The organism is Cohnella herbarum (assembly GCF_012849095.1).
GTDB classification, from domain to species: Bacteria; Bacillota; Bacilli; order Paenibacillales; family Paenibacillaceae; genus Cohnella; species Cohnella herbarum.
In genome coordinates, this window is sequence record NZ_CP051680.1 from 2,431,614 (window position 1) to 2,444,719 (window position 13,106).

The 13,106-nt window shown below is 55.8% G+C and carries 8 protein-coding genes; 1 reads left to right on the forward strand and 7 read right to left on the reverse strand.

What is annotated here, in order from left to right; genetic code table 11:
- Nucleotides 1-7 precede the first annotated feature (7 nt).
- The 4 genes from addA to HH215_RS11035 all read right to left on the reverse strand — a co-directional run bounded on the left by addA (nt 8) and on the right by HH215_RS11035 (nt 9,446).
- Nucleotides 8-3,961 (reverse strand): helicase-exonuclease AddAB subunit AddA, encoded by a 3,954-nt coding sequence (gene addA / locus HH215_RS11020; RefSeq protein ID WP_169279944.1) that lies wholly within the window; start codon nt 3,959-3,961, stop codon nt 8-10.
- Nucleotides 3,958-7,494, reverse strand: a complete 3,537-nt coding sequence (gene addB / locus HH215_RS11025) for a helicase-exonuclease AddAB subunit AddB (RefSeq protein ID WP_169279945.1) — start codon at nt 7,492-7,494, stop codon at nt 3,958-3,960. Before addB ends, addA begins: the two co-directional genes overlap by 4 nt.
- 209 nt (nt 7,495-7,703) lie before the next feature.
- The gene (locus HH215_RS11030; protein WP_169279946.1) at nt 7,704-7,925 is read right to left on the reverse strand and encodes a hypothetical protein; all 222 of its coding nucleotides are present in this window, start codon (nt 7,923-7,925) and stop codon (nt 7,704-7,706) included.
- A gap of 129 nt (nt 7,926-8,054) precedes the next feature.
- Nucleotides 8,055-9,446 carry a class I SAM-dependent rRNA methyltransferase gene (locus HH215_RS11035; protein WP_169279947.1) on the reverse strand — a complete coding sequence of 464 codons (1,392 nt, stop codon included), beginning with the start codon at nt 9,444-9,446 and terminating at the stop codon, nt 8,055-8,057.
- An 80-nt stretch (nt 9,447-9,526) separates the two neighbouring features.
- Here HH215_RS11035 and HH215_RS11040 point away from each other — a divergent pair, with 80 nt between their 5' ends.
- The gene (locus HH215_RS11040; RefSeq protein WP_169279948.1) at nt 9,527-10,501 is read left to right on the forward strand and encodes a Na/Pi cotransporter family protein; all 975 of its coding nucleotides are present in this window, start codon (nt 9,527-9,529) and stop codon (nt 10,499-10,501) included.
- Nucleotide 10,502: 1 nt separating this feature from the next.
- Here the strand turns inward: HH215_RS11040 and deoC are convergent, their stop codons facing one another.
- The 3 genes from deoC to mtaB form a co-directional block, all read right to left on the reverse strand.
- The gene (gene deoC / locus HH215_RS11045; RefSeq protein ID WP_254450443.1) at nt 10,503-11,291 is read right to left on the reverse strand and encodes a deoxyribose-phosphate aldolase; all 789 of its coding nucleotides are present in this window, start codon (nt 11,289-11,291) and stop codon (nt 10,503-10,505) included.
- Nucleotides 11,218-11,652, reverse strand: coding sequence for an NUDIX hydrolase (locus HH215_RS11050; protein WP_169279949.1), 435 nt, complete (start codon nt 11,650-11,652; stop codon nt 11,218-11,220). The genes deoC and HH215_RS11050 overlap by 74 nt, the downstream gene beginning before the upstream one ends.
- A 103-nt stretch (nt 11,653-11,755) precedes the next feature.
- Entirely contained in the window at nt 11,756-13,105 is a 1,350-nt protein-coding gene (mtaB, locus tag HH215_RS11055) for a tRNA (N(6)-L-threonylcarbamoyladenosine(37)-C(2))-methylthiotransferase MtaB (protein ID WP_169279950.1), read from the reverse strand.
- Nucleotide 13,106 lies beyond the last annotated feature (1 nt).

Here is a 13,106-nt window from a genome sequence, read left to right on the forward strand (position 1 = left end):
ATTTTGTTCAGAGCAAACGAATCGTCTGTCCCCCGTCAAAAAAATAAACGTAAGCTTCCTTGACCTTCGTACCGAGAATCGATTGTACCGCTTCGCAGTATTGTTCCACCTGAAAGCGATGCTTCTCCGCCGCGTCCGCCGCATCGGCTCCCTTAAGAGCATCCGTCTTATAGTCTACAAGCACAAGGCCATCCTCCTCCGAAAACAAGCAGTCGATGACCCCTTGAATGATGACGGTCTCTTCGGCAGAGGGCTCGATAGAACCGGAATAAACGGAGGCCGCATCTAGCCCGTAAGTAAATGGGACTTCCCGCCATACTTGCAGCGCTTTGCCGAGGCGCGAATACAGCGGGGTCTCGCAGAACGCCGCGATGACGGAAGCTTCGACGCCTTCGCGTTGCGCGGCGGACAATATGCGCCGTTCCGTCAAGCTCTCGAGCAGGTCATGGACCCGTCGCTCCGTCGTTCCCGCTTCGATTGGCAAGTGCTGCATGACCAAGTGAAATGCCGTGCCGCGTTCGGCTGGCGTTAAATGCTTAGCCGACATGAAGCGGGGGCGACGAAGCCGGTACGTGGCCGCGGGAAGGACTACGGGATTGACGGACGAACCGCCGAATTGCGGATCCGTTTCCGTCCAACCTTCCGCGGAGGAACGCTCTTGCTGCTCATGGAGCTGAAGCTCGTCTTCGTAAGCGACTGGAGGTTCGACAATTGACGGTTGGGACGCGTTTATCCTGCTCTTCAAGGCCGTGATCGAAGTTTTGGCCGCGACTTGTGTGGCCGCGATTTCATGGTACTCCCAAGACAGCATGCGATTTATTCGTTCCGATGCGTCCGATTTCCCAGCGCCAACCTTCTCGCCGTTCAAAACCGCATTCCATAACCTCGCTTCGTCCGGGTTCGATTCCTGTAATTCCGTCGACTGGCGGGTATACGAAATCGCGGGAACGATCCGACAGTTCCATCTGCGCGCGGGATCCGCAAATTCGCTAGCGATTACCGCCGCAGGACCCAACCAATCCAAATACTTAGAGGCAGCGCCGACGGCGAACGTCGGCAAGCTCCCGTCCGCCATAGCCGCGGTTTCGCTCCATTGCTCCCACGTTTTAACGGCATCCTTGCTTGTACCGATGAGATAGAGCTTCTCTTTGGGCCGGGTCAAAGCCACGTACAGCACCCGCATTTCTTCGGCGAGCATTTCCGCGGCCAGCTTCCTGCGAATGGCGAGTTGAGGCAACGTCGGGTAGGCGACCCTGGTTTCTTTCTCCATGACCCGAGGTCCGAAGCCTAGCTTCTTATGTTTCAAGAACGCTCCGTTTAAGTCCCGGCGATTGAAATTCCGACCCAGCCCAGCGGCGAACACGACCGGAAACTCCAATCCTTTGCTGCGATGAATAGATACGATACGCACGACGTTCTCGCTCTCCCCGAGCGCGCGTGCCGCTCCGAGATCGGCTCCCGTATCCCGCATCCGGCCCAGAAAACGGAGAAACCGGAACAACCCCCGGAATTTCGAGGAACGTTCGTATTGGACCGCCCGATGGACAAGCGCTCGCAAATTCGCCTGCCTTTGCCCGCCTCCCGGCAATCCGCCTACGTAGTCGTAATAGCCGGTCTCGCGGTATAACATCCACAGCAAATCCCCGAGCGGCTCCCTTCGCGCGAAATTCCGCCATTCCCCCAGCTTGCTAACGAATTTTGCTATCGCCTCTTGCAATTCCCCCGCGGATACCGAATCGGCGCCATCCTCGTTGCCCTTCGCGGCAACGTTAACGGCTTCCCAGAAAGAACCGCCGCGGCGAGCTAGACGGATTCGCGCCAACTGCTCCGCGGTAAATCCTCCGATCGGCGAACGCAACACGCCGGCAAGGGGAATATCCTGATGCGGATTATCGATGATGGACAGGAGCGATAACAGGATATCGACTTCGGTTGCGGCGAAGTAACCCGTCGCAAGATCCGCGTAAGCGGGAATTCCTGCCGCTTTCAGCTCGTCAAGGAACGCGGGCGCAAGCGCGGAAACCGCTCTTAGCAGAATGACGATGTCCCTGAACTGTACGGGTCTATGCAGCTTGGCTTTACCGTCATAAACCGCGAACGGAAGCCGATCTTCTTCGTCCGATCCCATTAACTTGCGGATCTCGGCCGCGATGCATCTGGCTTCCAACTGCGCGGACTCCGCGTCCTCGGCTTCTTCCGCGGGCGCGGAGCCGTTCTCGTTTACTTCCGCGGCGCCGGCTTCCGTAATGTCCGCACCTTGAGCAGCGTCTCCTTCGGAAGCCGCAACCGGCGCGGAATCCAATACGATTAACTCCACGGAATAAGGATTCGGCTCACCGGCGTCGGGATATCCGTCGCCGTAGATGAGTTCGGCCCGTTCGTCGTAATTCATTTCTCCGACGGGCTCCCTCATGATCAGCCTGAACACATGGTTGACCGCATTCAAGATTTCCCTGCGGCTACGGAAGTTTCGCGCCAGATCAATGCGCAGCCCATCCTCATCCGCCGTGAAAGACGAAGCGTCTTCCGGATCCGCGGAACCGGAATAGGCTTCGTACGTTTTGTATTTCTCCAGAAACAGACCCGGCTCGGCCAGACGGAACCGGTATATACTCTGCTTCACGTCGCCGACCATGAACACGTTTCCCGGTTCTTTCCTCGAAATTAGCGAAACGATCGCTTCTTGAACCTCGTTCGTATCCTGGTATTCATCCAGGTAGATTTCCGCGAATCGATCCTTAAATCCGAGTGCCGCCAGAGAGGGAAAACTGCCTTCCGGCGTCGAAGAAGAATCCCGCAATATCCGCAGCGCGTAATGCTCGAGATCGCTGAAATCGAGCAGCCCCTTAGCCCGCTTGGCCTGCTCGTAGCGCTCTCCGAATTGCACGGCTAGCTCGGCCAACTGCTCCATCGCCGTAGCCAACGCGCGCAGCTCGGAAGCGTACTGCTCGGGAGAACGGACAAGCCACTCCTCGGACAGCTTGCCTGCCGCTTTCTTGGCCGCGTCTCTCAACCCTTTGACCCGCTCGATAAGAAGCGGATCGTACTCGTCGCCTTTGCACGGCTTAAGCCGCCCGAAGGAAATATCCGCTACCGCGGCTTGCCAGTCCTCCCAGACGCCATCGTCAAAGGCTCGCGCAATCCTGTCCAATCCGTCGATATCCGCGAATAGCGTATCGATATAAGGCTCCGGACCTCCCGGTTCATGGGCGATCCGCAACGCGCTTCGCAGAAGATGAAGCGTACCCTGCAACAGTAATACGGCATCTTCGCGCAAACTTTTCACCCACAAGGAATTTAGAAGCGTTTCCGCTTCGGCGCGTTCGAATTCTCCGGCCGTCTTTCGAAGCCAATGTTCCGGCCAAGGATGGCTGCCCGCGTATTCGAACAGCTCCAGCACAAGCCTGTGAAGGGGCTCGTCGCTTCGTTCTCCGCCGAAATGATCGGCGAGAGCCGCCAACGGGCCCGCTTCTCCTTCGGCTTCGTAGCGCTCCTCGAACAGCTCGTCCAGCGTATCCATTCGCAAGAGCTCTGCCTCCGTCTCGTTCGCCATTCGGAAGCCGGGATCAAGCTCGATTAGCGGCGCGTACCTCTCGACGATCTCTAGGCAGAACGAATGAAGAGTCGTAACGGACGCTCGCGGAAGAAGGGCGATCTGGCGGCGCAAATGCCTGGAGTCCGGATTTTTCTCCAACGATTCCTCGAGCGCATGCCGGATTCTTTCCTTCATCTCCGCCGCGGCCGCTTTCGTGAACGTAGCTACCAACATGGCGTCAACGTCGAGCGGACGAGATTCGTCCGCGATTCGCGAAATGATCCTCTCGACGAGCACAGCGGTTTTGCCCGAGCCCGCCGCCGCGGCCACGAGCAAGTTGGAACCGTCCGCCGTTATCGCGGCCCATTGCTCGTCCGTCCAACGACTGTTTTCCGGCTTTGCGGGCCATATCCTAAGCTGCTTCAATTCGATTCACTCCCTTGCGCGCCGTTGGCCAGCCGCTGCCATAACTCTTCCTTGCTGCCGGCTTTGCTTAAAGCCTGATACGCATTGCCTTCTACTTGGCTATCGAAATGGCACACCGGCCGGAAATCGCAAAACGTGCACGGGCTGCGCTTGTCCATCCGGTACGGGGTAATCGCCACGTCACCGTCGACTATCCGTTTGCCGATACGGCGGATCTGAGAACGAACCGATCCCCGCAGCACTTCCCATTCGCTTTCGTTGGCGACTTGGGATCGCGCGGAGAACGCGCCGTCCTTCTTGAATTCGACGGGAACAACCGCCGATTTGCTGTTCTGATTCAACGATTCGTCCATAAGCTTGACCGATTCTCCGTCGGACAACAGCAAGCCTTGCATGCGGTATTGACGGAATAAGGCGTTGCGAGCCTCCTCTTTGGGCATTCCGTTCGGCGTAAGCAACAGAGGATTCTGCACATGGAAATAAAGCACGCCCGCCGGTTTGGCCGCTTGTCCGAGCCAATGAGGCGCATGGGAAACGACGACGTCCAAATAAGTAAGCATCTGAAGCGAAAGTCCGTGCGCCACCTCGTCCAACTTAAGCTTCATAGCGCTAGATTTATAGTCCATGATGCGAAGGAGCAACCCGGACGAGGATTGAGCCGCGTCGACGCGGTCGATTTTTCCGGCGATGTCCATCCAGCGTCCGCCGTCCAATTGCAGCGAAAGCGCCGGCAACAAGCCTTTAGGCCCGAAGCTCATCTCGAGTCCGACGGGCTTGAAAGCCGATAACGCGGCATGCTCTCCCAGGATGGCCGAAGCTTGCGTTACGATATCCCGAAGCTTGCGCGCCATCACCTGATGACGGTGGGAAGATAATAAGATTTGCGATTGAACGCGAGGCAGTAGCTTGTCCACCGCGGCGGCCGCTTCGATCTGCCAACGCATGGCATCCATCCCGGCCGGTCCTTCCGCGAACAGCTTCTCGGTCGTCTGGCGTAGCGCCGCATGGAACAATTGCCCGATGTCGGGCGAATCCACCTTGAACAAGCGCCGTTCTTGCAGCCGCAAGCCATGTACGGCGAAATGTTGGAACGGACAAGCGATGAACCGCTCCATCCGCGACACGCTCGCCAATAGACGATCCCCGTACAGCAATCGGCTCGTCTCCGGAGTCAGCGGCTCCTCCACGTTCGAGTAATTCAACGAGGCGACCAGGGAGGAAAGCCTCACGTTCCAATCTTCCCGATCCCTTAACCAATCGTATACCGACCACCAGCCCGCGGAAATTCTTTCTCCCTGCCGCCAGCCGCGAAGTCTCGTCAACAAATGGGTCAAAGCCCTTCCCGGATGAGCCGCGTACTCCAACTGCTCCGCTTCCGTTTGCGTTTCCAGCGGCTCCGCGGCGACCGAGCGAATCGGAATGCCCGGAAACCGGCTCCTCAGCTTGCCGATCCACTCCGACGGAAGCAAACCTTGGCCTTCATCGTCTGCTTGCGGATAACTAACCCATAGATGCTGGGAAGCGGTCGTAAACGTCAAATAGGCCAAAAACGCCTCGTCCAATAGCCTTCTGCGCGCTCCCGGCGCTAGCGATAAACCCGTGACGGCTAATCTGTCGCGTTCCTCTTCCGCGAACAAGCCGTTCTCGGATATCCGCATCGGAAGCACCCCGTCGTTCGCGCCGAGCAAATAGACGATCCGAACGCGATCGGATCGGGTTCTCTCCGGGCTGCCGATCAAGACGCCGTCAAGCGACGGCGGAACCGCTCCCAGCTTTAATTCTTCTAAGCCTGAATCCACCATACCCGCGAACAATTGAATATCCGCGGAGTTATCCCCCATCAACTCTACCAATTGATCTAGCAGATTGATCATTCCATCCCATAACGGGCGATGAACGGCCATGCGACCCGGTTTCCCCGTCGCTCCGTCCTCTCTGCTCCATTGTTCCAACATGTCCGCCGCTCCGGTTTGCTCTAAAAACCCGTATAAGCTCTCGCACAGCTCTCTGATCGTTTTTGCGGACTTCATACCTTCTTCTAGCGCCAATAACGACTTCAGCAGCGCATCCCTTACGTCGAGCAATCCTCGCATCGCTTCCTCGGCATCCATAATGGATGTTTCATCCTCTAGATCTCCCCTGAACAACGGGAACCAGGCTTGTGCCGAATGCCAGCGCCAGCCGTCGATTCCCGCGGCCAGCGCGTAGTTCTCCAAGCGGTCGATTTCGTCCCGCGAGACGCGTCGGTCAGGCGTTCCCAGCAAATCCGTCTTGGCGCAGCGAAATACGGCTTCGGCTTTCCATCCGCCGGCGACGCATTCGAGCGCGGAACGCACGAATTCTACTAGAGGATGGTGGGATACGGATGCCTTGCCGTCCAAATAATACGGAATGCCATAGTCGCCGAATACGGTGGCTAATAAATCCGCGTAATCGTCCATTTTACGGACGAATAGAGCCATATCTCTCCACCGGTTCCCATTTTCTCTCACCCGATACAGCATGTCCCGGGCAACGGCTTCGGCTTCCGCCCTGCGGTTGGCCGCCGCGTAAAGATGTAACCCGCAGCCGGGATGCTCCGGCGCCAAGAACGCGGATTCTCCCGTCCACTTCTTGCGATTTCCCCAATTCCGTTCCAAGAAAGCAAGCATCGGGTTGTTCCGAAAACGCGGCGAGACTTCAGGATCAAGGACGACCGGCGGCTCCATATGCACGCCGGACGCCTGCGCCAGCTCGCACAATTGCGCCGACGTCTCCGCCGTAGGATGGAACAGATCAAGCTCGTCCGGCCTTTCTGTGGCGTGATAAGGCCGATCTAGGCACAGGTTAACGCTAACCTTATCCGCTTTTCGCAATAGAGCTTCGATAACCGCGTACTCGCTCGGCGTAAAGCCATGAAATCCGTCTAGCCAAATTTCCGCGCCATTGAGGAAAGTCGATCCCGCGGCGCCCCTCGCAAGCCAACCCAGCATGTCCTCTCCGTCCAACCAATGACCGACCAATTGTTGCTCCATGTCGGTATAGATCATTGACAGATCGTGAAGCTTGTCCGCTAGCAGAGCCGACTCTTTCGTCGCCGCTACCCGTTCGGCCGTCGCCGTCGCTTGCTTCGATAATTTATCGCTGCCGATTCCGTATCTTTTCATTTCCGTCAACAAGTCGTTGATTCGCGTAATTAAGCCCGATTCGGTTTTCCCTCCGCGAAACAATCTTAAGCTTTCCCTGCGGGCTTCCAGCACCTTATGTAAAAGCATCGCTTTACCGTTATCGTGTATCGGAACGACGGCTGAGCCGCCCGTTTCCTGCATCACCCGAAAGGCGAGCCTGCGGAAACTGAGTACTTGGGCCCGAAGAAACCCGGGTAATCCCGGCGTCGTCACCATCGCGTATTCCATCTGGAAAGTCGCTTGCTCCGGCACGAGCAATATTAGCGGAGTTCCCAACGGATCGCTCTGCAGCTTACTCCGTATCTCATTCAATATCAGCTGCGTCTTTCCGCTACCCGAACGACCCGTTATTAGCCGAAGCGACATGCGTCAACCCTCCAAATCAATTCCGATATCCTGATCAAATCTAGATGCCGCTTATTGCGTGACATTCGCGACAACCTTCTTCGACCATTGTACCATAGGCACCCTAAAGGCGCACAGGCGTTCGCGAAATTGTCATTTACCGCCGACAATCCGACCGCATAAGAAAAACGCCGGATTTCCCCGGCGTTCGAATCGTTTTCGCTGCTTGATTATGAGATATTCATATACCACTTCGTGCCGTCCTCGTATTTGAAAATCGCGGCATCCGACCACAACTCGATATAACTGACTTTTTTCCAACGGCGGCGGAACTCCAGGTCGTCCGCCATAGCTCTCATTCGATTGTTAAACCGACTGCGGCTACTCAGGGCTTTAGCCCTATTTTCCAATGGCACCGCGCGTTTGCCGAACAAAATCACTTCATGCACCATGATGCTACCTCCCGTTTCCTTGCCTATAGATTAAACATAATCCAGAGGCGTTAGAAATGTTCCCTAAACGGGATGAAAACATCCTTCGATTTGCTAACAATTTCTTAACAAATTGTCCGCGCCTTGAAATTACAGCTCTTTGCGGCTTCGCACCTCGAATATTCCGAATTTCAAATAGTGTCCTTCTTCAACGCCGGCAAGCTGAGGATGATCCTTGCCCGCGCCGCGCCATTCGATCCGGCGAATGATCTTGCCCGCGTCTTTGGCCGCGTCCTGGATCGTTTCCAGGAACAGCTCCGGCCTCACATGATATGAACAGCTAGCCGTCACCAGATAGCCCCCTTCGTTAAGCAGCTTCATCGCTTGAAGGTTAATGTCCTTATATCCGCGGCAAGCTCCTTCGACTGCCCGTTTCGTCTTGGCGAAGGCCGGAGGATCGAGAATGATGACGTCCCAAGTCCTTCCTTCGGATGCAAGAGGCTTGGAAGTATCCACTTTTACGCCTGCTGCCTTGGCGTTCGCTCTCGTTTGACGCTCGTCCCGTCCTGCTACTTGTTGTCGTAAATACTCGAAAGCGTCCGCGGCCACGAATTCCACGCGATCCGAGAACCCGTTAATTTCTACGTTATGCCGAGCGGTTTGCAGCGCGTGCTCGGAAATGTCGAGGCAGGTGACTTTCTTGGCTCCGTAGTCGCAGGCATGCAGCGTAAAACTTCCCGTATGGGCGAAACATTCCAGTACGGTAGCCCCATCCCAATAAGGGAACGTGACGACGCTCCCCTTCTCGTTTATCGGAACCGTCCGAAGGCCTCCATTCTCCGTTACTTGCTCCACCAATTTAATACCACTCCGAGCGCCCCAACCTTTCACCAAAGGCTTAATCGAAGCCCGGTTCTCTCGCTGATCGAAAAAATAGCCCGTTTTCTGGCCGCCCTCGATATCGACCTGAACTTTTAACCCGTTTTCTAAGATTTCCACGAGTCTCGGGCATTCCCCGTACAAGACGCCGGTTGTTTCTTCTAGACCCTCTAACGTGCGAACGCCTACGTCGCTTCTCTCGTAAATGCCGCGAGGCGCGAACACATCGACCAATGCCGGAAGCCAAGCTTCTTTCGCGACGTCCATGCCCAGCGTAAGCACTTGAACAACCAGAACGTCGTTAAACCGATCGACGACTAGCCCCGGCAGAAAGTCGGCTTCCCCGTAAACAAGGCGACAAGAAGTTTCTTCGCCAAGAAAACGATAACGATGATCCTTCGCGCGCTCGAAACGTTTTCGGAAGAAATCTTCGTCCATCGCTTCCAACGGCCCGTAAGCTACGATACGAACCGTGATCTGCGAAGCCGGGTTCCAATAGCCGGTGCCAAGCAATTGTCCGCGATGATCCTTCACCTCGACTAATTGACCCGGCTTCGCTTCGCCTTCCATCTTGGCTATCTCGTTCGCATAAATCCAAGGATGTCCTTCCTCAAGACGCTGACGTCTCCCTTTATTTAACCATACTGCGGCTTGACTGCTCATTAACCTTCCACTCCTTATCGATTCCATATCCGATCATAAACTTGTCCTGTTTTCGCATAGTGTTAAATGGGGGTGCGAATATGATTGCCAGCTTCATAATCCCGTCTTTACTCGGGTTCGCGTTATTACTGTCCGGTATGAAGGTCATGGAAACCTCGTTGCAACGTTGGGCGGGACGCAAGCTGACTACCTGGGTGTCCCGTTCGACTTCGACGCCGCTCCGAGGTTTTGCCGTCGGAACCGCCGCCTCCGCTCTGCTCCAGAGCAGCACGGCCGTAACCGTCCTAACGATCGGCTTCGTGAACGCGGGCTGGCTCTCCCTCTCCCGAAGCTTCGGCATTATCCTCGGAACCAACGTAGGAACTTGTCTCACGACGGAGCTGATGAGCTTGGAGCTTCATCGTTTCGGAATGGCTATTCTTGCCATAAGCGCTGCCGGTTGGCTTGCGACTTATATGATGAACGAAATGAGAAGTCCGGATTCCGATCCCCGAATCGGAATGGCGTTGCGTTATGTATCCGTCGCTTTGGGAGGCTTCGGGTTGCTTCTCCTCGGCTTTAAACTGCTCCAAGGGATGGGACCGGCCCTGCGGACCAACGGCATGTTCGAGACATTGATGCAACATACGAACGAGAACTTAATCTGGGGCGTCCTAGGCGGTGCGGCGCTTACCGCTCTCGTCCATTCCAGCGCCGCGGTCATCGCCATGTGCATGGGTCTGGCTGCCACTGGAGCGATCTCGCCCGAAGCCGGGATAGCGATCGTCCTTGGCGCCAACATCGGTACATGCTTTACCGGGTTGGTCGCCTCTCTCGGCGGAGGAAAAGGAGGCCGCTTCGTCGCGCTCTCCCAGCTTGCCCTTAACGCGGGTGGAGCGCTGCTCTTCTATCCGTTGATCGGCGCGCTCCATTCGGCAGCAGCCTTCCTCGCCCCCGGCGATCCGTCCGCACAAATCGCCCACGCCCAGACGATTTTTAACGTGTTATGCTCTTTGATCGCCCTTCCGATCGCTTACATGCCCTTCTGGCGTTCTTCCGATCCCGATTCCGCCTAGCTTAGAGTAGCTTCGATAATCCGTGAACGATCGCTTTGCCGGAGCTGCTCCCGATCCGATTAGCTCCGGCGGCCAATAATTCGATCGCCGATTGCGCGTTCCGGATACCTCCCGATGCTTTTATCCCCATTTCAATCGATACCGCCGACCTGATCAGCGCGATATCGGATACCGATGCCCCCCTGCCCCCGAAGCCGGTAGAAGTCTGGACGTAATCCGCGCCCGCCGCTTCCGCGATCTTGGCGCCGGCGGTTATCCGCTCTTCGGTCAACATCCCCGTTTCCAAAATCACCTTCACTAGCGCCCCGCCTTGAACCGCTTGAACGACCGCGGCGATATCGCGCTCTACCGAATCATAGTCCCCGTCCGCTAACCTTCCGATCGGTAAGACCATATCGATCTCCGATGCGCCGTCATCCAGCGCCGCCGATGCTTCGAAAGCTTTGGCGCGGGTCGCGTGCGTTCCAAGCGGAAATCCGACAACCGCGCTGACTTTCGCTTTAGTCCCGCTTAACCGCTCCCGGCATAAGCGAACCCATCCGCCGCTAACGCACACGCCGTAATAACCGTCCGCGACCGCTTCCGAGCACAGATCGAGAAAAGCGCCAGCGCCAGCCTCGGCGGATACAAGCGTATAATCCGTAAAAGCTGCCAAATTGTCGTTCGATTGCCAAGAAGGAAAACGTCTTTCCTCGGACAAAGAGATCACCTCGTATTTAGCCGGCCAACTGGATTCCCAGCTTCTCAAGAGCAAGCCTAAGCACATCATCGTTATTGTCGTATCCCGCATCAAGTTGCAACCGCCATGCCGTCGAAGGCTCGTACCAGGCCACTCCCGTTATTTCCTCCACCTGTGCTTGGAGTTGCCCTTCGCCCGCTTCAACGAGATAGTAATGGACTTCCTTCTGCACCGTCCCGAGTTGCGCATGCTCATATACGTATGAAATCACTTGAAGAGGCGCGGACAGTTGCCCCGTTATTCCCGTTTCTTCTTGAATTTCCCTTAGCGCGGTTTGTTCGATCGTCTCTCCAGGCTCCATTTTACCTTTAGCCAGCGTCATCCGACCGAATCGATCCTCGATCAATTGAATTTCCAATTGCCCGTCGCGTTGACGATAGACGACTCCACCCGCGGAAATCTCTTTTTTCATCTCGCCGATTCCCCCCTTATAGTTCCTCTGTATGAGAAAAAGACTTCACCGAAAGGAGGAAGCTTGCGCAAATCCGCCCCGCGATGAAATCTTCGTCCGAAAATCAAGCTTGCATGGCCACCTGCTGCGAATCCGCTTCAATGACTTCAAGAAGCTCGCCTTGGCACTCGTTCACGGAAGAATCCGTAATGCGAACCCGGCACAGCTTGCCGATCAACGACGGATCCCCGTTAAGTACGACTTGGATGTAATTGTCGGTGTATCCCGAAATTAACCCGGTTCCTTCCGCGCCTTTCGCTTCCCGTTCAGGAATAACGTCAAGCACTTTACCGACCCACTCACGACCATATGCCGCTTGCATGCGCTCGGACAGGTCGATTAATTGATGCACGCGTTCGTGCTTCACTTCCTCGTCTACCTGTTCATCCATGCGAGCCGCCGGAGTTCCGGTCCGCTTAGAATACGGGAATACGTGCATTTCCGCGAAATTCATCGCTTCCATGAACTTGTAGCCCTTCTCGAATTGCTCTTGGGTTTCGCCGGGGAAACCGACGATGACGTCCGTCGTAATCGCCACTCCCGGCATCGCTTCTTGAATCAAGCGGATTTTCTCCGCGAATTCGGCGGTCGTGTATTTGCGACGCATTCTTTTCAGAATATCGTCGTCGCCCGCTTGAAGAGGAATGTGCAGATGTCGGCACATCTTCGGCGAGCTGTTCAAGATGGCGATTACTTTCTCGTCGATCTGACTGGCTTCGATGGAGCTGATGCGAATCCGCTCCAACCCGTCGATCTTATCCAGATCGGTTAACAAGTTGGCTAACCGGTAGTTTTCCAAGTCGTCTCCGTATCCGCCGGTGTGAATGCCGGTCAGCACGATTTCCTTGTAGCCCGAGGCAACGAGTTGGCGAGCTTGCTCCAGCACGCTTTCCGGCTTTCGGCTGCGAGATAGTCCGCGTGACCACGGAATAATGCAGAACGTGCAGAAGTTGTTGCAACCCTCTTGGATTTTCAGGAACGCGCGCGTGCGCTCCGCGAAATCGGGAACGTCCAGTTCCTCGAACTCCCGGGTTTTCATTATGTTGCGCACCGCGTTTACAGGTTTGCGATCATTCTGAATGTCGGTAACAAAAGACATCAGCTTCTCCCGGTCTTGCGTGCCGATAACCAGATCGACTCCCGGAATCGCCATAATCTCGGCTGGAGAAGTTTGCGCATAACAGCCCGTAACCGCGATAACGGCGTCCGGATTTCGGCGCACGGCGCGTCGGATAATTTGCCGGCTCTTCTTGTCGCCCGTATTCGTAACCGTACACGTATTAATCAAATAGACGTCAGCCGTCTGCTCGAAGTCGACTTGCTCGTAGCCTTCGTTCTTAAACAACTGCCAAATGGCCTCGGTATCGTAAAAGTTGACTTTGCAGCCAAGCGTATAAAATGCCACGTTCGGCATC

Excerpts from the sequence above, each read along its gene's own strand:
- addB (WP_169279945.1), bottom strand. The coding sequence starts at position 7,494 with ATGTCGCTTCGGCTAATAACGGGTCGTTCGGGTAGCGGAAAGACGCAG.
- HH215_RS11030 (WP_169279946.1), bottom strand. The coding sequence starts at position 7,925 with ATGGTGCATGAAGTGATTTTGTTCGGCAAACGCGCGGTGCCATTGGAA.
- HH215_RS11035 (WP_169279947.1), bottom strand. The coding sequence starts at position 9,446 with ATGAGCAGTCAAGCCGCAGTATGGTTAAATAAAGGGAGACGTCAGCGT.
- HH215_RS11040 (WP_169279948.1), top strand. The coding sequence starts at position 9,527 with ATGATTGCCAGCTTCATAATCCCGTCTTTACTCGGGTTCGCGTTATTA.
- deoC (WP_254450443.1), bottom strand. The coding sequence starts at position 11,291 with ATGCGGGATACGACAATAACGATGATGTGCTTAGGCTTGCTCTTGAGA.
- HH215_RS11050 (WP_169279949.1), bottom strand. The coding sequence starts at position 11,652 with ATGAAAAAAGAGATTTCCGCGGGTGGAGTCGTCTATCGTCAACGCGAC.
- mtaB (WP_169279950.1), bottom strand. The coding sequence starts at position 13,105 with ATGCCGAACGTGGCATTTTATACGCTTGGCTGCAAAGTCAACTTTTAC.